This is a genomic window from Burkholderia sp. Bp9031 (assembly GCF_003857965.1).
Lineage (GTDB): Bacteria > Pseudomonadota > Gammaproteobacteria > Burkholderiales > Burkholderiaceae > Burkholderia > Burkholderia ambifaria_A.
On sequence record NZ_QTPW01000059.1, the window covers coordinates 1 to 18,764 of the forward strand.

20 protein-coding genes are annotated in these 18,764 nt (G+C 64.7%); 13 read left to right on the forward strand and 7 right to left on the reverse strand.

Annotation, left to right across the window (positions count from 1 at the left end; all coding sequences use genetic code 11):
- Positions 1–183, reverse strand: a 183-nt coding sequence (locus tag DIE15_RS35840; RefSeq protein WP_311772001.1) for an acetyl-coenzyme A synthetase N-terminal domain-containing protein, incomplete at its 3' end; no start/stop codon positions are given.
- A 362-nt stretch (positions 184–545) separates the two neighbouring features.
- On the opposite strand from DIE15_RS35840, the gene DIE15_RS35850 reads away from it, so the two are divergent.
- The 9 genes from DIE15_RS35850 (at position 546) to DIE15_RS35890 (ending at position 7,852) form a co-directional block, all read left to right on the forward strand.
- Entirely contained in the window at positions 546–1,463 is a 918-nt protein-coding gene (locus tag DIE15_RS35850) for a DMT family transporter (protein WP_057929460.1), read from the forward strand.
- Between the two features lie 113 nt (positions 1,464–1,576).
- On the forward strand, positions 1,577–2,182 hold the full coding sequence (locus tag DIE15_RS35855) for a TIGR00645 family protein (protein ID WP_057929461.1): 606 nt from the start codon (positions 1,577–1,579) through the stop codon (positions 2,180–2,182).
- Between the two features lie 34 nt (positions 2,183–2,216).
- Positions 2,217–3,740: a fumarate hydratase gene (locus DIE15_RS35860; protein WP_006762441.1), complete on the forward strand. Its 1,524-nt coding sequence runs from the start codon at positions 2,217–2,219 to the stop codon at positions 3,738–3,740.
- A gap of 193 nt (positions 3,741–3,933) precedes the next feature.
- A complete protein-coding gene (bfr, locus tag DIE15_RS35865) occupies positions 3,934–4,410 on the forward strand; it encodes a bacterioferritin (protein WP_006482753.1) in 477 nt (158 codons plus the stop codon).
- 36 nt (positions 4,411–4,446) lie between these two features.
- On the forward strand, positions 4,447–5,310 hold the full coding sequence (gene murI / locus DIE15_RS35870; RefSeq protein ID WP_409364331.1) for a glutamate racemase: 864 nt from the start codon (positions 4,447–4,449) through the stop codon (positions 5,308–5,310).
- A 148-nt stretch (positions 5,311–5,458) separates the two neighbouring features.
- Positions 5,459–5,695 carry a bacterioferritin-associated ferredoxin gene (locus DIE15_RS35875; RefSeq protein ID WP_057929462.1) on the forward strand — a complete coding sequence of 79 codons (237 nt, stop codon included), beginning with the start codon at positions 5,459–5,461 and terminating at the stop codon, positions 5,693–5,695.
- Positions 5,696–5,912: 217 nt separating this feature from the next.
- The gene (locus tag DIE15_RS35880; protein WP_124835810.1) at positions 5,913–6,644 is read left to right on the forward strand and encodes an energy transducer TonB; all 732 of its coding nucleotides are present in this window, start codon (positions 5,913–5,915) and stop codon (positions 6,642–6,644) included.
- Positions 6,645–6,678: 34 nt separating this feature from the next.
- Entirely contained in the window at positions 6,679–7,410 is a 732-nt protein-coding gene (locus tag DIE15_RS35885) for a MotA/TolQ/ExbB proton channel family protein (RefSeq protein WP_057929464.1), read from the forward strand.
- Positions 7,411–7,423: 13 nt separating this feature from the next.
- Complete coding sequence (locus DIE15_RS35890) at positions 7,424–7,852, forward strand: biopolymer transporter ExbD (RefSeq protein WP_057929465.1); 429 nt, start codon at positions 7,424–7,426, stop codon at positions 7,850–7,852.
- 429 nt (positions 7,853–8,281) lie between these two features.
- Here the strand turns inward: DIE15_RS35890 and DIE15_RS35895 are convergent, their stop codons facing one another.
- Positions 8,282–9,259, reverse strand: coding sequence for a LysR family transcriptional regulator (locus DIE15_RS35895; RefSeq protein ID WP_057929466.1), 978 nt, complete (start codon positions 9,257–9,259; stop codon positions 8,282–8,284).
- 122 nt (positions 9,260–9,381) lie between these two features.
- Between DIE15_RS35895 and DIE15_RS35900 the strand changes: the two genes are divergently transcribed.
- The 3 genes from DIE15_RS35900 to hemP all read left to right on the forward strand — a co-directional run bounded on the left by DIE15_RS35900 (position 9,382) and on the right by hemP (position 11,220).
- Positions 9,382–10,254, forward strand: a complete 873-nt coding sequence (locus tag DIE15_RS35900) for a pirin family protein (RefSeq protein WP_057929467.1) — start codon at positions 9,382–9,384, stop codon at positions 10,252–10,254.
- A 99-nt stretch (positions 10,255–10,353) separates the two neighbouring features.
- On the forward strand, positions 10,354–10,836 hold the full coding sequence (locus DIE15_RS35905) for an SRPBCC family protein (protein ID WP_044849005.1): 483 nt from the start codon (positions 10,354–10,356) through the stop codon (positions 10,834–10,836).
- A 138-nt stretch (positions 10,837–10,974) separates the two neighbouring features.
- Complete coding sequence (hemP, locus tag DIE15_RS35910) at positions 10,975–11,220, forward strand: hemin uptake protein HemP (protein ID WP_057929468.1); 246 nt, start codon at positions 10,975–10,977, stop codon at positions 11,218–11,220.
- Between the two features lie 325 nt (positions 11,221–11,545).
- On the opposite strand, the gene DIE15_RS35920 is transcribed toward hemP, so the two are convergent.
- The 5 genes from DIE15_RS35920 to uvrB all read right to left on the reverse strand — a co-directional run bounded on the left by DIE15_RS35920 (position 11,546) and on the right by uvrB (position 17,090).
- Positions 11,546–12,943, reverse strand: coding sequence for a 4Fe-4S binding protein (locus DIE15_RS35920; RefSeq protein ID WP_057929469.1), 1,398 nt, complete (start codon positions 12,941–12,943; stop codon positions 11,546–11,548).
- On the reverse strand, positions 12,940–13,782 hold the full coding sequence (locus tag DIE15_RS35925; RefSeq protein WP_057929470.1) for an FTR1 family protein: 843 nt from the start codon (positions 13,780–13,782) through the stop codon (positions 12,940–12,942). Before DIE15_RS35925 ends, DIE15_RS35920 begins: the two co-directional genes overlap by 4 nt.
- A gap of 58 nt (positions 13,783–13,840) precedes the next feature.
- Positions 13,841–14,173: a cupredoxin domain-containing protein gene (locus DIE15_RS35930; RefSeq protein WP_057929471.1), complete on the reverse strand. Its 333-nt coding sequence runs from the start codon at positions 14,171–14,173 to the stop codon at positions 13,841–13,843.
- Between the two features lie 55 nt (positions 14,174–14,228).
- Positions 14,229–14,780 (reverse strand): iron transporter, encoded by a 552-nt coding sequence (locus DIE15_RS35935; RefSeq protein ID WP_057929472.1) that lies wholly within the window; start codon positions 14,778–14,780, stop codon positions 14,229–14,231.
- Between the two features lie 219 nt (positions 14,781–14,999).
- Entirely contained in the window at positions 15,000–17,090 is a 2,091-nt protein-coding gene (gene uvrB, locus DIE15_RS35940; protein ID WP_057929473.1) for an excinuclease ABC subunit UvrB, read from the reverse strand.
- Positions 17,091–17,340: 250 nt separating this feature from the next.
- Here uvrB and DIE15_RS35950 point away from each other — a divergent pair, with 250 nt between their 5' ends.
- Positions 17,341–18,540 carry an amino acid aminotransferase gene (locus DIE15_RS35950; RefSeq protein WP_057929474.1) on the forward strand — a complete coding sequence of 400 codons (1,200 nt, stop codon included), beginning with the start codon at positions 17,341–17,343 and terminating at the stop codon, positions 18,538–18,540.
- Positions 18,541–18,764: the final 224 nt, after the last annotated feature.

Here is an 18,764-nt window from a genome sequence, read left to right on the forward strand (position 1 = left end):
GAACGGCTTGTGCCAGCCGAGGCCTTCGCGGGCAAGACGCGCCCAGAAGCCTTCGTAATCGCGCTCGGCCTCGGCGGCCAGCGCCTGGTAGGCCGGCATGCCGGAAATGGTTGCCGCCTTCTCGAGCGCCTCGGGCGGCGCAAACTGACGGGTTTCGTGAAGAACCGATTCAATCGCAGACATCGACTACCCCTTGGTGAACATGAATCCTCTGCATGGCGGCGCGATCGTGCGCGCCGCGCGTCTTGGCCGGCGCATACGCGCCGCTGTCTCCCACTCACCCGCGCACGGCCTGGAGGCTGCACGCGATGCTGCGCCGCACCACGTCACACGACGGTGGACGTACGGCCCGGCGGTTTCCACGATAAGCGCTCGAACTTACCCGTCACTTACGCGGCATCGCCATTTCTCACGCCGGATGGCGCCGCATGGCGGTCGGCGGCATTACAGTCGGCCGCATTACAGTCGGCCGCATTACAGTCGGCTTTACGCTGTTACAAACGCGACTCTACAATCCTAACTGAACTCGCCCCCCGGACTCCAGCTTGAATCGCTACGCCCTCTTCCTCATCCTGTCGATGCTGTTTGTCGGCAGCAACGTCGGTATCGGTAAATCCATCGTCGTCTTCGTCCCGGTCGCCATCCTCGCCACGCTGCGCTTCGTGATCGCGATCGCCGTGCTGTGGCCGCTGTTCAGCCCGGTGAAGATGCGTACGGTCCGGCGCGCCGAATGGCTGAACCTGTTCCTGCAGGCGTTCTTCGGCACCTTCATGTTTACCCTGCTGATGCTCAATGGCGTGCAGCGCACGAGCGCGGTCGCGGCCGGCGTGATCACCAGCACGATCCCGGCCATCGTCGCGCTGTTCGCATGGTTGATCCTGCGTGAAAAACCGAACGGCCGTGCGCTCGTGTCGATCGCGCTCGCGATCGCCGGCGTCATCACGATCAATCTCGCCAACGGGAACGCGGGCAGCGCGTCCGCGCACGGCGCCGACGCCACGTCGTCCGGCTCGCTGACCGGCAACCTGCTGATCCTCGGCGCCGTCTGCTGCGAATCGATCTATGTGATCCTGTCGCGCCGGCTCACGCAGACGCTCGCGCCGATCGACATCTGCGCGTATACGCACCTGTTCGGCCTGTTCCTGATGCTGCCGCTCGGCGCGACGGCGCTGTGGCATTTCGATTACGCGAGCGTGCCGGCCGGCACATGGGCGCTCGTCGTCTGGTACGGGCTGTCGGCCAGCATCTTCTCGTTCTGGCTGTGGATGAAGGGCATCCGGCACGTGCCGGGAAGCCTCGCCGGCGTGTTCAGTGCGGTGCTGCCGGTCGCGGCAGCCGCGTACGGCATCGCGTTCCTCGGCGAACGCCCGACGCTCGCACACGGCATGGCACTCGCGTGCGTCGTCACCGGCATCGTGCTCGCGAGCCTGCGCGTGAAACGCGCGCCGGCCGCCGCATCCTGATCCGTCCCCGGCAACCCCGGCGCGTCGCTGCAGTCGCGCCGGCCAACGCGTTACAATAGCGCGCCTTTTCAAGATTACCCCCGATACCTGCGCACAGCGCCCGACTCTCCATCATGTCTGCCCCGCATTCGCCCGGCTCCACCCGTCGTCCGCTACGCCCGCTGCCCGCACTGATCTTCATGAGCCGCTGGCTCCAGGTTCCGCTTTATCTGGGCCTGATCGTCGCGCAGGGCGTCTATGTGTTCCTGTTCCTGAAGGAAGTCTGGCACCTGCTGTCGCACGCGACCGGCCTCGACGAGGTCAGCGTGATGCTCGCGGTGCTCGGCCTGATCGATGTGGTGATGATCTCGAACCTGCTGATCATGGTGATCGTCGGCGGCTACGAAACCTTCGTGTCGCGCCTCGGCATCGAGGGCCATCCCGACGAGCCCGAGTGGCTCGACCACGTGAACGCGGGCGTGCTGAAGGTCAAGCTGTCGATGGCGCTCATCAGCATTTCGTCGATCCACCTGCTGAAGACCTTCATCAACCCGGACCAGCACACGACGCACGCGATCATGTGGCAGGTGATCATCCACGTGTCGTTCCTCGTGTCGGCGCTCGTGATGGCGTGGGTCGACCGCCTGACCACCCACACGCACCCGGCCCATTTCCACGAGACGCACGCGCCTGCAGCGAACGAGTCCCGCAAGCCGGCCAAAGCAGCCGTCAACGCATAAACGCATTCCCCACAGTCCCCACAGAGTCTCAGCCATGACCGTCATCAAACAGGAAGACCTGATCCAGAGCATCGCGGATTCGCTGCAGTACATCAGCTACTACCACCCGCTCGACTACATCCAGGCCCTCGGCCGCGCGTACGAGCTGGAAGAGAGCCCGGCCGCGAAGGACGCGATCGCGCAGATCCTCACGAACAGCCGCATGTGCGCGGAAGGCAAGCGCCCGATCTGCCAGGACACCGGCATCGTCACGATCTTCGTGAAGGTCGGCATGGACGTGCGCTGGGACGGCGCGACGATGGGCCTCACCGACATGATCAACGAAGGCGTGCGCCGCGGTTACACGCACCCGGACAACGTGCTGCGCGCGTCGATCGTCAATCCGCCGGAAGGCGCCCGCAAGAACACGAAGGACAACACGCCGGCCGTGATCCACTACGAGATCGTGCCGGGCGACAAGGTCGACGTGCAGGTCGCGGCGAAGGGCGGCGGCTCGGAGAACAAGTCGAAGTTCGTGATGCTGAACCCGTCCGACTCGATCGTCGACTGGGTGCTGAAGACGGTCCCGACGATGGGCGCGGGCTGGTGCCCGCCGGGCATGCTCGGGATCGGCATCGGCGGCACCGCTGAAAAGGCGATGCTGATGGCGAAGGAATCGCTGATGGAGCCGATCGACATCCAGGAAATCATCGCGCGCGGCCCGAAGGACTGGGTCGAGGAACTGCGCGTCGAGCTGCACGAGAAGGTCAACGCGCTCGGCATCGGTGCACAGGGCCTCGGCGGCCTGGCCACCGTGCTCGACGTGAAGATCATGGCCGCACCGACGCACGCGGCGTCGAAGCCGGTCGCGCTGATCCCGAACTGCGCGGCCACTCGCCACGCGCACTTCGTGCTCGACGGCTCGGGCCCCGCGAAGCTCGAAGCGCCGTCGCTCGACGCCTGGCCGAAGGTCCAGTGGGAGCCGAACACGGAAACGAGCAAGCGCGTCGACCTGAACACGCTGACGCCGGAAGAAGTCGCGAGCTGGGCCCCGGGCCAGACGCTGCTGCTGTCGGGCAAGATGCTCACGGGCCGCGACGCTGCGCACAAGCGCATCGCCGACATGCTCGCGAAGGGCGAGAAGCTGCCGGTCGACTTCACCAACCGCGTGATCTACTACGTCGGCCCGGTCGATCCGGTGCGTGACGAAGTGGTCGGCCCGGCAGGCCCGACGACGGCCACGCGGATGGACAAGTTCACCGAGACGATGCTCGCCCAGACGGGCCTGATCTCGATGGTCGGCAAGGCCGAACGCGGCCCGGTCGCGATCGACGCGATCAAGAAGCACAAGGCGGCGTACCTGATGGCGGTCGGCGGTGCGGCATACCTCGTGTCGAAGGCGATCCGCGGCGCGAAGGTGCTCGCCTTCGAAGACCTCGGCATGGAAGCGATCTACGAGTTCGACGTGCAGGACATGCCGGTGACGGTGGCCGTCGATTCGTCGGGCACGTCGGTGCACCAGACCGGTCCGAAGGAGTGGCAGGCGAAGATCGGCAAGATCCCGGTCGCAACCGCTTAAACGCGCTCGCACGAAAGGCCGGACGCACGTCCGGCCTTTTTACTTCTCATTCTCGTTATTGCGTGCGGCCCATTCTCCAGGGCTGATTCTCATTACTTGCAAAAGGCAGGCCCGACAAGGCTTCGAGGCTTGGCTTTTCTCGTTCGAGCGATTATCGTTCGGTTTCTGAAGCCCCACTGAACAAGGAACAGCCATGCAAGGCGACAAGAAAGTCATCGAATACCTGAACGCCCAACTGAAGAACGAACTCACGGCGATCAACCAGTACTTCCTGCATGCGCGCATGTACAAGCACTGGGGCCTCGACAAGCTCGGCAAGCACGAATACGACGAATCGATCGGCGAAATGAAGCACGCCGACTGGCTGATCGAGCGCGTGTTCATGCTCGACGGTCTGCCGAACCTGCAGGACCTGCACAAGCTGCTCGTCGGCGAGGAAACCGAAGAGATCCTGAAGTGCGACCTGAAGCTCGAGCAGATCTCGCAGTCCACGTGCAAGGAAGCGATCGCTTACTGCGAATCGGTGCGTGACTACGTGTCGCGCGAGATCTTCGAAAAGATCCTCGACGACACCGAAGAGCACATCGACTGGCTGGAAACGCAGATCGACCTGATCGGCAAGGTCGGCCTGCAGAACTACCAGCAGACGATGATGGGTTCGCCCGAGTAACCCCGCTACCGCCACGATCGCCACCTCGCCGTCCGCATGACGATGACGCACCAGCCAGCCGCTTCCGGGGTCCGCCCCGCCGCCCCCGTCGGAATCTTCGATTCGGGGCTCGGCGGACTGTCGGTGCTGCGCTCCGTGCGTGCGCACCTGCCCGGCGAGTCGTTCGTCTATGTTGCCGATTCGCACTACGCGCCGTATGGCCCGCGCGACGAGGCGTTCATTACGGAACGCACGCTGGCCATCGGCGAGTGGCTCGCCCGCGAAGGGGCGAAAGCACTCGTCATCGCATGCAACACCGCAACGGCGCGGGCGATCGCGGCCATCCGCGAACGCCTGTCGATACCGCTCGTCGGTGTCGAGCCCGGCATCAAACCGGCCGCCGCGCTATCCACGACCGGCGTCGCGGGTGTCCTCGCGACGCAATCGACGCTGAACAGCCCGCGCTTTCAGGCGCTGCTCGACCGCTACGGCGCCGGCCGCCGCTTCATCTGCCAACCGGGCCACGGGCTCGTCGAAGCGATCGAACGCGGCGACACCCACTCGCCCGCCTTGCGCGCGTTGCTCGAGCGTTATCTGCAACCGATGCTCGACGACGGCGCCGATACGCTGGTGCTCGGCTGCACGCACTACCCGTTCTTCACGGAAACGATTCGTGACCTTGTTGGCGACCGCCTGACGATCGTCGACACGAGCGATGCCATCGCACGCCAGCTCGCGCGGGTGCTCGATGAACGAAACCTGCGCGCGGCGGCCGGCACGCGCCCCGCGCCGCCGCGCTTCTGTTCGACAAGCGACGGCCTGCAACTGCGCGCACTCGCGTCGACGCTGCTCGGCCTCGACGCGCCGGTTGAATCCGTCACCATTTCCTCGCCCAACGCGCGCGCCTGCGCGACCGCCTGACGCGCGCCGGCAGACCGCCGGCACGGCCCGCCCTCCGCTGCCACCATTTCGAGGGTCCGATGACCTTAAAAAAGCCAAACTCAGGCTTGTCAACGCCGGCAAATTTAATGATAATAATTCGCATTACCGTTAGCTATCGCAACTCATCATGATCGTCTGCGTGTGCAAGTCTGTTTCCGATCGCAAGATTCGCGCGTCCCTCGCCGAGGGGGTGAATTCTTTCGATGAACTCCAGTTCGAGCTCGGCGTGGCCACGTGCTGCGGCAAGTGCGAGGAGTCCGTACGCGATCTCATGGCCGAGCAAGGCGTCTGCGCGAGCCAGTGTGGTGTCGAGCACCACGCTCACCCGATCCCGGTGACGTTCTACGACCGCAAGGCCGCCTGAGCGGCGCCGAGCGTACGCAAGCGGCCCGTGCCGCATTTGATGTCCGACCGTCAGCAAGCCACCTTCCGCGCGAGCCAGCGGCTTACCTGCCAAGGAGCCTGTCATGGAATTGCTGATCGGATTTGTGACCACCGTGTGCATCTCGCTGCTGATCTTCCGCAAGTAACACCGATTCACCCGCCGCGCCCCGGGTGCGACGTCGTTCTTTCAAGCTAACATGCAGGCTTCGCAATCCGCTCCTGCCGGCGTCTTGCCGGTTGCACCACGTATGAATCCCCGGGTCATCGCCGTTGCGGTCGGTGTGCTTGCCGCACACGCGATCATGCTGACGGCCGCGTGGCTCCATCGCAACGCGCCGCCGCCGAAGTCGGTCGAAGTCCAGTCGATCACCGCGCAGCTCATCACGCCTGCGCCGATCGCCCAGCAGGTCGCGGCAGAATCGATCCCGCAGCCCGCGCCGCCGAAGCCCACCCCGCGCGTCAAGCCGAAGGTCGAGCCGAAGCCGGTGCAGAAGTTGGCGAAGCCGACACCTCAGCCCGTCGCACAATCTCCGGCCCCGTCCCCCACGCCCGCACCGGCTGCCGATCCCTCGCCTGCCCCCGCCGCGCCCGCGCCTGCAGCGCCGGCCGCCGTACCCGGCCCGGCGCGCGAAACGATGCAGGTCAGTGCGCCGAAGAACGTGCCGACGCTCCAGTGCAACTTCGTGAAACCCGACTACCCGTCGATGTCGCGCCGCCGCGGCGAATCAGGCACCGCCTATGTTCACTTTGTCGTCGGCGTGACCGGCAAGCTCGAAAGCGTCGATCTGCAGAAGAGCAGCGGTTATCCGCGCCTCGACGATGCCGCACTCGACGCGATGCGCTCGACCACCTGCCGTCCGTATATCGAGAACGGCCAGGCGATCCGTGCCGCCCGTACGCAGCCCTACAACTTCGGGCTCACCGACTAACCTGCCTCATCCGGAAGATCCAAAGGAAACAAAAATGCAAAGCTACGGTATCGCGCACGTCTGGGCGCAAGGTGATTTCGTCACGCGCGCCATCGCGATCACGCTGCTCGTGATGTCGGTCCTGTCGTGGATCGTGATCATCGTCAAGGGCTGGAACGTGGTTCGCCTGAACCGTCTCACGAAGAACGCCGAACAGGCGTTCTGGCATTCCGACGACTTCGATGACGGCATCGAGAAGCTGGGCCTCGCCGCATCGACGCCGAGCGACAACCCGTTCCTCGCGCTCGCGCTGTCGGGCAAGGAAGCCGCCGATCATCACCATCAGACGCAGCCGCACCTGCACGACCGCATGGACGTGTCGGACTGGGTCACGCGCTGCCTGAAGGACACGATGGACGAAGGTATCTCGCGCATGCAGGCCGGTCTCGCGATTCTCGCGTCGATCGGCAGCACGGCACCGTTCGTTGGCCTGTTCGGCACGGTCTGGGGCATCTACCACGCACTGCTCGCGATCGGCGCAACCGGCCAGACGTCGATCGACCAGGTCGCGGGCCCGGTCGGCGAATCGCTGATCATGACGGCCTTCGGCCTGTTCGTCGCGATTCCCGCCGTGCTCGGCTACAACGCACTGACCCGCGCGAACAAGGGTATCGTCAGCAAGCTGCGCCGCTTCGCGCACGGTCTGCACGCGTACTTCGTGACGGGCGCGCGCCTCGCGTCGTCGTCGGCCCGCGACGGCCTGCGCCTTGCGACGCGCGCCAGCTGAGACGGGGTGAACCATGGCAATGAACACCGGCTTCAGCGATGACGACGACGACGGCGTGATGAGCGAGATCAACATGACGCCGCTCGTCGACGTCATGCTCGTACTCCTGATCATTTTTCTCGTGACGATCCCGGCAATGCAGCACGCGGTGAAGATCGACCTGCCTCATGCGAGCAGCCAGCCCGTCGACGAGAAGCCGCAGACGGTCGACGTCGCGATCCAGGGCAACGGCACGATCCTGTGGAACGACCAGACGGTCACGCGCGAACAGTTGCAGGCACACATCGCGGAAGCGGCAAAGCATCAGCCGCAACCGGAGTTGCACCTGCGTGCCGATCGCAAGGTTGCCTATGAACGCGTGGCCGAAGTGATGTCGGATGCGCAGGCCGGCGGCCTGACGAAACTCGGCTTCGTGACGGAGCCGGCTGCAAAGGCGAAGTAACGCACGCGCGTTTCGCCGGCACCCCCTTGCCGGTCGTCCGGCCGGCCGCACCTCGCCGGCCGCACCTCGCCGGCCGAACCTCGCCGGCCGCACCTCGCCGGCCGCACACAAAGTAAAAGGCCTTCATCGCCAGATGAAGGCCTTTTTTCATGCGCACGCGGGCGCCTTCGGGCGGCGGGCTCTTCGGCGGTATCGGTTGCGCCTCGAGCAACGCAAATGCGGCTACCGTGGTCTGCACGGACTGCGCGTTCTGCCCTATCTGGCTCGCAATATATGCGGCCACCTGATTCCGCTCAGAACTTCCTTCGCGAAATGGGATTTCAATATAGGCCTGCGCGCGGACGCATTCAAGGCCCCGGCGATTGAAACTTGCGATTGCAGGCGGCGCTTCAATGACAAAACAAATTTGCCACGACGCGCATCTTGCAGTCAGGTGGCCGGAGCATCGACCGCCGCGGCCTCCGTCTTCGCTCGCTCGGGGCAGCTCGGCTGCTTGTAGTCGCCGTGGTCGAGCTTTTCGACCAGGTAGTCGACAAACGCGCGAACTGCCGGCGGCATTCCCTGCCGCGACACGAACACCGCGTAGAGTTGCGGCACCGGCAGCGTCCAGCCCGGCATCACCGGCGACAATTGTCCCGCGCGCAATGCATTGCCGTACATCATCTCGGGCAGCGCCGCGATGCCGAGGCCGTCGAGCACCGCCTCGCGAATCGTCATCAGGTCGGCCGTCACGAGCCTCGGATCGTGCTCGTGCAAGTGACGGGTGCCGTCCGGCGCGATCAGGTTGAACACGTGCCGTCCGTCGACGCTCGGCGTATCGAGCGTTTCGAAGTGCGCCAGATCGTCCGGCACGAGCGGCGGCGCATTCTGGCTCAGCAGGCTCGGCGCGCCGACCAGCATCTGCTCGGTCCGCCACAGTGGCCGCACGACGATATTCGCGTTCTGCGGTGGCTCGGAGCGCACGCGCAACGCGACGTCGATCGAGTCCTCGAACAGGTCGATCACGCGATTCGTCACGCGGATGTGTACCTTCACCTCGGGATAGCGGTGCAGGAATTCGGGGAGGATGCGCGACAGCATGGTCTGCGACAGCGTGACGGGGACGCTCACGCGCACCGAGCCGCGCGGCGACGCGCGCAGTTGCTGCACGGCGTTCATCGCTGCCTGGGCTTCGGCGAGCATTGCCTGGCAATGCTGGTAGAACAGTTCCCCCGCCTCGGTCAGCGCAAGCTTGCGCGTCGAACGCTGCAGCAGGCGCACGCCGAGCGCCGCCTCGAGTTCGGTCAGCCGCCGCGACAGGCGCGATTTCGAGATACCCAGCACGCGTTCCGCAGCCGAGAAACCGCCGTGTTCGACGACCTGCGAAAAATACATGAGGTCGTTCAGGTTGTGTGCATCGATGTTCATGTCATCGTTCCAATTTCAGAACAATCCATTGCGAACCGCCGCAAATTGGACGGTAAAACGCCCAATATAATAGCGCTATGTTTCAAAAATAACGCTATTCCGACGATATCGAGGGCTTCTGCATGACGACCGCTCGCTCGCTTGACCGCACGTACCCCGCACTTCGCACGACCGAAGGTGGCGGCTTCGTGGTTCACCGCCCGTTCCCGACCCGGCTGCTGATGGATTTCGATCCGTTCCTGCTGCTCGATGAAATGGGCCCCGTCGACTACGCCCCTGGCGAAGCCAAGGGCGCGCCCGACCATCCGCATCGCGGCTTCGAGACCGTCACCTACGTGCTCGACGGGCGCTTTCGCCATCGCGACTCGGCGGGCCATGCCGGTACGCTCGGGCCAGGCGACGTCCAGTGGATGACGGCCGGCGCGGGCGTCGTTCACAGTGAAATGCCGGATCCCGAATTCGCGCAGGCCGGCGGGCGCTCGCACGGCTTCCAGCTGTGGGTCAACCTGCCGCGCCGCGACAAGCTCATCGCACCGCGCTACCAGGAAATCCCGGCCGATCGCATCCCGAGCGCCACGTCGGTGGACGGCCGTGCGCAGGTCCGCGTGATCGCCGGCGAAGCGTTCGGTGTACGCGCGGCGATCGAGACGCGCACGCCGATCCTCTACCAGCATTTCACGCTGCAACCTGGCGCAACGGTCACTCAGCCGGTGCCCGCGGGTTATCGCGTGTTCGCCTACCCGCTCGACGGAGGTGGCCGTTACGGGCCCGACAGGCAGCACATCGACGCGCGGCACATGGTCGTCTACGGTGACGATGGTGACGCGGTGACGTTCGAAGCCGGCGATACGCCGCTCGACCTGCTGCTGATCGGCGGCGTGCCGCTCAACGAGCCGATCGTCCGCTATGGCCCGTTCGTGATGAATACCGAGGAAGAGATCCGGCAGGCCGTCGTCGACTACCAGACCGGCCGCATGGGCCGCATCGAAGCGTGACGCGAGATCGGGGCCGCAGGTGCCGCGAAGCCGCCCGTTTTGCGTCACAATGACTTCTTGAACCATGTGGCTGCCCGCCACCAGAAGGAACCCGTCCCCTTGAACTTCGAACATCTGATCCAGATCAATTCCGACGATCCGGCCGTGCCGTCCCTCACCCGCGATCAGCTCTGGGAAGGCCTCGTGCTGCGCGCCGAACAGCCGCAGCTGTTCGTGATCGGCCTCGACAGCTGCGTCGTCCACGAACGGACGGACACGACGCTCGAACGCGAGCTGCACTACGGGCATGCGACCGTACGCGACCGCGTGACGTTCACCCCGAACCAACAAGTGCGCTACGACATCCATGCGGCCGGCGGTGAAATCGGCGGTTCGCTGACGATGACGATCGAGGAACGCGACGACCACGAGCTGTTCCTGCGCTTCGAGTACCGCACGACGCTAACCGTCACGGACGACAGCGAGGAAGCACGTCAGACGCACGGCATCGTCAAGGAAGCGTATCGCACGTCGGACATCGACACGGTGCGCCTGATCCGCGAATACGCACAAGGGCGCAAGGACCCCGATCCGCTCCACTGACGTCGATGGCGGCCTGAAGGCCGCCTCTTTGATTCAAGCTATCGGATTTGTCGCATCGATCGAGAAAGAGTTTTTGTAAATGGGAATAGTTATCATTTAGAATTCATTCCATCGTATCGACAGTCACCGATCAACCGAATGACCGACACCACGCGCCCGACCACGCTGACCTTGCGCCGCACGAGCGGCACCGCAAGCGGCAACCGTCAGAAGACGGCAGCGGTCACGACGCCGGCGAAACCCGCCGGAAGCCGGGATGCCGGCACCCGGACCCTCAGCAGCGATGCGTTGCTGCAAGGCCATAGCCACATCAGCATTGCGCATAACGGAGAGACGTATCAGTTGCGTGCCACCCGGCTCGGCAAACTGATCCTGACGAAGTAACGACAGAGTATTGTGGGGACCACCTCCCTGAGAGGTGTTGGGCAGTAGCCAGCGTAACGGCTTGCACGCGAGATCTAGACCCCTTCGTGCAAACACACTCAAGCAGCCGTTGCAGCAAGCCAAGCCACTTTTTTGGTTCTCGCACCTGGAAGAAAAAAAAGCGACACGTCGAAGGTGACGTGTCGCTTTTTGTTTGCGCGTCTGGATGCAAAAGAAAAAGGCATCGCGCGATCAGCACTGCTGCTCCAGCGCGCTCCGGAGTCCGGCGGCGGGCCACCCGTCGCCAATTACTCCAGAACACAACCGCAGGGCCGTCAATCCCGCATCAGAAACCCCAGAACATCAACCACCACGCGCTGTCGATGACGGCCAGGCCGGCCGCAAACCACGCGAATGCAGCCAGTCGGCGCGGCCACGCCGCATAGCGCCCCGTCACCTTCCATGCAAGCCACGCGCTCCACGCGTTCGCGCAAACCAGAATCGCGATGCGCACGCCGGTCGCCCAGCCGAGCGGCACGTGCTCGGCCCGCAGCAGCGACAGCGTCGTCGCCGACAGCCCGAGGAACACGCCCGCCCCCGCAATCGGGATCAGCGCCTGCGCGAGATGATGGAGACGCACGCGGTCGAAACGGCCGAGCATCAGCGTCGCGCCGGCCAGCAGCACGAGCAGCGCGGTGCCGTACACGAGCCCCGTACCGACGATGTAGCTGACGATCAGCCCGCCGTCGAGCCACGAGAACACGTCGTTGCGATCCGGATAATGCGTGAGCAGGAACCACGGTGCATTGGTTTCGAGCGGCCACGTGATATCGCGATCGATCAGCCAGCCTGCAAGCCATTGCTTGATCTGTACGAACCACGGGCTGACGGTCCAGTGGAACGCGCCGATCGCGACGCCGAGCAGGCCGTACAGGATCAGCGCCGTGTCCCACGGGTTCGCCTGCTGCGCACCGAGGTTCACGACCTCGTCGGAAGGCGAGCGCCACGACAGCGCGATCGCGTCACGATGCCCGCTGCATCGGCCGCACATGTGGCACGCGGCAGCGCCCTTCATGTTGCGCAACGGCACGAGCGGCGCGCAATTGATCGGAATCACGCGATGCCCGTGTTCGCCGTTCTTGTATGAGCGGCGCCAGGCATCCTCGTCGACCTTGTAGCGCATCGGCGCGAGCCGCGACAGCAACCCGAACACGCCGTTGACCGGGCACAGATACTTGCACCACACGCGCTTCTCGCGGCCGTACAGCACGCCGATCACGATCGCGCCGACGGTCGAACCGCCGAGCACGAACAGCACGGCGAGCGGGTACTGGTACACGCTGACCATCTGCCCGTAGATCGTCGTGAGCCCGAACGCGACGAACGGCCAGCCGCCCCACCGCATCCAGCGCGGAATCGCGCCGCCGCGGCCGAACCGGCTCGCGTATTCGGTGAGTGCGCCTTCCGGGCACAGTACGCCGCACCAGACGCGGCCGAGCATCACCATCGACAGCAGTACGAACGGCCACCAGATGCCCCAGAACACGAACTGTGCGATCAGCGTGAGGTTGTTCCACAGGTGCGCGGAATCGTCCGGCAGCGGCAACACCGCCGGCACGATGATCAGGAACGCATAGACGGCGACGACGACCCACTGGATGCCGCGGATCACTGCGCCGTGGCGCTGCATCCACTGGCCGGCCTGCGCGAGCCAGCCCGGCTTGGCTGCGGCGGCAACGCTCATGCCGCGCGGCCTGCTACGACGGCCGGACGGCGGCTCGCGCGCTTCATCAGCAGCCAGACGACCGCCCAGTACACCGCATAGGCGACCAGGTTGGTCAGTGCCGGGTGTGCACGATAGCCGGTCAGCGTCGCGACGAGCGAGCCGAACGTGCCTGAATCATCGAGGATCCCGGACGTGTCCCACACCTGCGAGATGCCGAGCGGCAGGATTTCCTTGTCGATCAGCTTGTCGACGCCGGTCTGGAACAGGCCCGCGCCGAGGAACAGCAGCATTACTTCGGTGACGCGGAAGAAATGCCGCCACGAGAAGTACTTGCCGCCGAGCTGCAACAGATAGAACGTGAGGAACGCGAGGCCAAGGCCGATCACGACCGCGAGCATCTGGCTGCCGTCCACGTGCCCCGACTGGCCGAAACCGAGGCCGTACAGGAAGATCACCGTCTCGCTGCCTTCGCGGGCGATCGCGAGTGCGACCAGCACGGCAACGCCCCACCAGTTCGAATCGCGCGTGCTCTGCTGCAGCGACTGCTCCATGTCACGCTTCAGCGTGCGGCCGTGCCGGCGCATCCACAGCACCATCTGCACAATCAGCACGCAGGCGATCAGCACCATCGCGGTCTGGAAATAGTCCTGCGCGTCGCCGGACAGCACTTCGGTGAAGCCGACGAGCGCGGCGCCGAGACCGATGGCCATCAGCAGGCCGACTGCAACGCCCGTCCACAGAAAGGGCAGGCCGCGGCGCGCGTCGTCGTCGCCGTTCTTCAGCCATGCATAGAGGATGCCGACGACGAGCAGCGCTTCGACGCTCTCCCGCCAGACGATGAACAAGATCTGACCCATTGAATCCTCCTGACACGCGGGGCACGGCACTCGTGCGCCCGCACGCAGATAAAACGCGTTACTTCGCGACAATCACGCCCTGTGCCTGCTGGTGGAAATCGTCGAAAAACTTGTACTCGCCCGGCGACAGCGGGGCGACGACCACGAACGAATCGGCGCCCGGCGCGAGCACCTTCTCCTTGCGCAACTGCACGCTCTCGAATTCGGCGGCGCCCTTGCCGGTATTCTTGATCTCGATCTTGAAGCGCTGGCCGGCCGGCACCTCGATACGGGCGGGATTCAGCTTGCCGTCCGTCATCTCGAGCTTGAACGTCGGCAGATCGGCGGCATGCGCCGCGCCGGCGAGCCACAGCGCGGCGGCTGCGGCGACGATTTTCTGGGGAAATTTCATTCTGGGTTCTCTACGCCGACGGCGCCCCGAAGCGCGCCGTCCGTGATGCCATCGATCAGTACCCGCCCTTCTTGCCGATGCCGGCGAACGGGAAGTCGTATTCGAGGGTGATAGGCTTGAACCACGCGCCCACGCCCGTTTCCTTGTCGACGTGACGGCCGAACGCCATGTGGCCCGACTGCATCGGCGGCTTGACGGTCATCGTCAGGTGATACTTGCCCGGGCCGGCGAGCTTCACGTTATCGCCGTAGTGCGGGCCGTCGCTCGCGACCATGCCCATCAGGTCGCCTTCGGCCTTCCACTTCGTGTCGCCCTGCTTCGTCAGCTTGTACGTGACCTGCAGGTACGGCATCCAGTCGCCTTCGGCGAAACCCGTCGGGTTGTTCTTGACCGCGTGGATGTCCGCTTCGAGGTGGATGTCGGAATCCGACGCCTTGCGCATCATCCCTTCCGGATCCATCGTGATCGGCTGCAGGTACACCGCGCCGATTTCCATGCCGCCCTGGATCTGCTGCTTGCCGATCGGATATTCGGCCGCCGAGGCCGACATCGCGGCAAGCGCCGCTGCTACCGCAACCGACGTGCGGATGAACGAAGAACCCAACATGGACACTCCTTGTTATTTGTCTGACACGCTGCGAACCGCCCTCCGGGACGGCTCACCGAAAACACTAACGCGATGAAGAACGTTAATGCGAACTATTCTCAATACATGCGGAGTTTAGCACTGAACCGGCTCCTGAACAAACAAGACACCGCGTAAACCCCTGATCCGACAAGGCTTACAACGGTGTTACCGGAAGGTTTCAGTGACGTTTGGAAAGATTTACCGGCCGCCGTTGATGTGGTCGCCCACGTTCGCGCCGAACACGCGTTCGCGCAGCAGCGCCAGTTGGTCGCGCGTAGCCGCGGCCTTTTCGAACTCGAGGTTCTTCGCGTAATCGGCCATCTGCTTTTCGAGACGCTTGATTTCTTTCGCGATCTGCTTTTCCGACATGTCCTCGAACTTCGCGCGTTGCTGCGCTTCCTTCAGCTCGGCACGCGCGTCGTCGGCGTTGTAGACGCCGTCGATGATGTCCTTGATGCGCTTCACGACGCCGCGCGGCGTGATGCCCATCTTCTCGTTGTGCGCGATCTGCTTCGCGCGGCGCCGCTCCGTCTCGCCGATCGCGCGCTTCATCGAATCGGTCATGTTGTCCGCGTAGAGGATCGCCTTGCCGTTCACGTTCCGCGCGGCCCGGCCGATCGTCTGGATCAGCGAGCGCTCCGCGCGCAGGAAGCCTTCCTTGTCCGCGTCGAGAATCGCGACGAGCGATACTTCCGGAATGTCGAGGCCTTCGCGCAGCAGGTTGATCCCGACCAGCACGTCGAACGTGCCGAGCCGCAGGTCGCGGATGATCTCGACCCGCTCCACCGTATCGATGTCGCTGTGCAGGTAGCGCACCTTGACGCCGTGGTCGGCCAGGAACTCGGTGAGCTGCTCGGCCATCCGCTTCGTCAGCACGGTGATCAGCACGCGCTCGCCGGCGTTCACGCGCGCGTTGATCTCGGTCAGCACGTCGTCGACCTGCGAGCTTGCCGGGCGCACTTCGATTTCCGGATCGACGAGCCCGGTCGGCCGCACCACCTGCTCGGCGACCTGCCCCGTCACGCGCTGCTCGTAGTCGGCGGGCGTCGCCGACACGAACACTACCTGACGCATCTTGCGCTCGAACTCCGGGAACTTGAGCGGCCGGTTGTCCAGCGCCGACGGCAGCCGGAAGCCATAGTTGACGAGGTTCTCCTTGCGCGCGCGGTCGCCGTTGTACATCCCGTTCAGCTGACCGATCAACACATGCGATTCGTCGAGCAGCATCAGCGCGTCGGGCGGCAGGTAGTCGACCAGCGTCGGCGGCGGCTCGCCGGGCGCGGCGCCCGAGAAGTGCCGCGAGTAATTCTCGATGCCCTTGCAGAAACCGAGCTCCTGCAGCATCTCCAGGTCGAAACGCGTGCGCTGTTCGAGGCGCTGCGCCTCGACGAGCTTGCCGTCTCGGTGGAAGAACTCGAGGCGTTCGCGCAATTCGTCCTTGATCGTCTCGACCGCACGCATCACGGTGTCGCGCGGCGTCACGTAGTGCGACGACGGATATACGGTAAAACGCGGAATCTTCTGCCGCACGCGCCCGGTCAGCGGGTCGAACAACTGCAGCGTCTCGACCTCGTCGTCGAACAGCTCGACGCGCACGGCCATCTCCGCGTGCTCGGCCGGGAAGATGTCGATCGTGTCGCCGCGCACGCGGAACGTACCGCGCTGGAAGTCCTGTTCGTTGCGCGAGTACTGCATCGCGATCAGCCGCGCGATCACGTCGCGCTGGCCGAGCTTGTCGCCGGTGCGCAGCGTCAGGATCATCTGGTGGTACTCGGACGGGTTGCCGATACCGTAGATTGCCGATACTGTCGCGACGATCACCACGTCGCGGCGCTCCATCAGGCTCTTCGTCGCCGACAGCCGCATTTGCTCGATGTGCTCGTTGATCGACGAGTCCTTCTCGATGAACAGGTCGCGCTGCGGCACGTACGCTTCCGGCTGGTAATAGTCGTAGTACGAGACGAAGTACTCGACCGCGTTGCGCGGGAAGAACTCGCGGAACTCAGCGTAGAGCTGCGCCGCGAGCGTCTTGTTCGGCGCGAACACGATTGCCGGGCGGCCGAGCCGCGCGATCGTGTTCGCCATCGTGAAGGTCTTGCCCGAACCGGTCACGCCGAGCAGCGTCTGGAATGCGAGGCCATCGCCGACACCCTCGACGAGCGTTTCGATCGCGGTCGGCTGGTCGCCTGCGGGCAGATACGGTTGGTAGAGCTGGAACGGCGACCCTTCGAAGGTCACGAATTTCGATTCGTCGAGCGCGTCGCCGACTTCGGCGTGATGTTCGGACATGGAATGCGGCCGGAGCGAGGGCAAAAAAACTATTCTAGCGCTTCGCGGCGTTGCGAACCGCTGACGGCTCCTGACGCACGGCAACCGGCTGAAATCGCAATTCGCCGCGCAATCGCCGCCCCCGGCAGCGTGAATTCGCTACAATGTCAGGCTGCTGCGCTTTCCGGCGCCGTGCCCGTTGGCGCGCGGTCTGCTGCGCCCGCCCCGCCGGCTGAAAGCCTGACCCTCTTTTCACTACTGCCGAATCATCATGTCGCTCTTCTCCGCTGTCCAGCTTGCTCCCCGCGACCCGATCCTGGGCCTGAACGAAGCCTTCAACGCCGATACGCGTCCGACCAAGGTCAACCTCGGCGTCGGAGTGTACACGAACGAAGAAGGCAAGATTCCGCTGCTGCGCGCCGTTCGCGAAGCGGAAAAGGCACGCGTCGACGCCGGCCTGCCGCGCGGCTACCTGCCGATCGACGGGATCGCCGCCTACGACGCAGCGGTGCAGAAGCTGCTGCTCGGCAACGATTCGCCGCTGATCGCCGCAGGCCGCGTGGTCACGGCACAGGCACTGGGCGGCACGGGCGCGCTGAAGATCGGCGCCGATTTCCTGCGCACCGTGAACCCGAACGCGAAGGTCGCGATCAGCGACCCGAGCTGGGAGAACCACCGCGCGCTGTTCGAAGCGGCCGGCTTTGAAGTCGTCGCGTATCCGTACTACGACGCCGCCACCAACGGCGTGAACTTCGAAGGCATGCTGTCGGCGCTGAACGGCTATGCGGCCGGCACGATCGTCGTGCTGCACGCATGCTGCCACAACCCGACCGGTGTGGACCTGACCGAAGCTCAATGGCAACAGGTCGTCGACGTCGTCAAGGCGCGCAACCTCGTGCCGTTCCTCGACATGGCCTACCAGGGCTTCGGCGAGAACATCGAGGCCGATGCGGCTGCGGTGCGCCTGTTTGCTTCGGCCGACCTGAATGCATTCGTGTCGTCGTCGTTCTCGAAGTCGTTCTCGCTGTACGGCGAGCGCGTCGGCGCGCTGTCGATCATCACGTCGAGCAAGGAAGAAGCGACGCGCGTGCTGTCGCAACTGAAGCGCGTGATCCGCACGAACTACTCGAACCCGCCGACCCATGGCGGCGCCGTCGTCGCGGCCGTGCTCGCGTCGCCGGAACTGCATGCTTCGTGGGTGCAGGAACTCGGCGAAATGCGCGACCGCATCCGCGCGATGCGCAACGGTCTCGTCGAGCGCCTGAAGGCGAGCGGCGTCGATCGCGACTTCAGCTTCATCAACGCGCAGCGCGGGATGTTCTCGTATTCGGGCCTGACCTCGGCGCAAGTCGATCGCCTGCGCGAAGAATTCGGCATCTACGCAGTCGGCACCGGCCGGATCTGCGTTGCAGCGCTGAACACGCGCAACCTCGACGCAGTCGCCCATGCAGTCGCTGCGGTCCTGAAGTAAATCGGCGTCAGCGGGCGGCAGCCGTCACCCGCCGCCCTGCCGAAACAAAAAACGCGCTCCCCGGAGCGCGTTTTTTTATGCCGTTCGGGCATTACCGGCGGGTGCTCCGCACGAGCGGCGCATCGTGGCCGCCCGTACCGGATTCCGTTACTGCATGAACCAGCCGTGGCTGACGATGAATGACTGCCCCGTGAGCGCGGCGCTCGGGAACGCCGACAGGAACA

Coding starts and splice junctions, on each gene's coding strand:
- DIE15_RS35855 (WP_057929461.1), top strand. CDS start 1,577: ATGTCTGCCCCGCATTCGCCCGGCTCCACCCGTCGTCCGCTACGCCCG.
- DIE15_RS35860 (WP_006762441.1), top strand. CDS start 2,217: ATGACCGTCATCAAACAGGAAGACCTGATCCAGAGCATCGCGGATTCG.
- bfr (WP_006482753.1), top strand. CDS start 3,934: ATGCAAGGCGACAAGAAAGTCATCGAATACCTGAACGCCCAACTGAAG.
- murI (WP_409364331.1), top strand. CDS start 4,447: ATGACGATGACGCACCAGCCAGCCGCTTCCGGGGTCCGCCCCGCCGCC.
- DIE15_RS35875 (WP_057929462.1), top strand. CDS start 5,459: ATGATCGTCTGCGTGTGCAAGTCTGTTTCCGATCGCAAGATTCGCGCG.
- DIE15_RS35880 (WP_124835810.1), top strand. CDS start 5,913: ATGCAGGCTTCGCAATCCGCTCCTGCCGGCGTCTTGCCGGTTGCACCA.
- DIE15_RS35885 (WP_057929464.1), top strand. CDS start 6,679: ATGCAAAGCTACGGTATCGCGCACGTCTGGGCGCAAGGTGATTTCGTC.
- DIE15_RS35890 (WP_057929465.1), top strand. CDS start 7,424: ATGGCAATGAACACCGGCTTCAGCGATGACGACGACGACGGCGTGATG.
- DIE15_RS35895 (WP_057929466.1), bottom strand. CDS start 9,259: ATGAACATCGATGCACACAACCTGAACGACCTCATGTATTTTTCGCAG.
- DIE15_RS35900 (WP_057929467.1), top strand. CDS start 9,382: ATGACGACCGCTCGCTCGCTTGACCGCACGTACCCCGCACTTCGCACG.
- hemP (WP_057929468.1), top strand. CDS start 10,975: ATGACCGACACCACGCGCCCGACCACGCTGACCTTGCGCCGCACGAGC.
- DIE15_RS35920 (WP_057929469.1), bottom strand. CDS start 12,943: ATGAGCGTTGCCGCCGCAGCCAAGCCGGGCTGGCTCGCGCAGGCCGGC.
- DIE15_RS35925 (WP_057929470.1), bottom strand. CDS start 13,782: ATGGGTCAGATCTTGTTCATCGTCTGGCGGGAGAGCGTCGAAGCGCTG.
- DIE15_RS35930 (WP_057929471.1), bottom strand. CDS start 14,173: ATGAAATTTCCCCAGAAAATCGTCGCCGCAGCCGCCGCGCTGTGGCTC.
- DIE15_RS35935 (WP_057929472.1), bottom strand. CDS start 14,780: ATGTTGGGTTCTTCGTTCATCCGCACGTCGGTTGCGGTAGCAGCGGCG.
- uvrB (WP_057929473.1), bottom strand. CDS start 17,090: ATGTCCGAACATCACGCCGAAGTCGGCGACGCGCTCGACGAATCGAAA.
- DIE15_RS35950 (WP_057929474.1), top strand. CDS start 17,341: ATGTCGCTCTTCTCCGCTGTCCAGCTTGCTCCCCGCGACCCGATCCTG.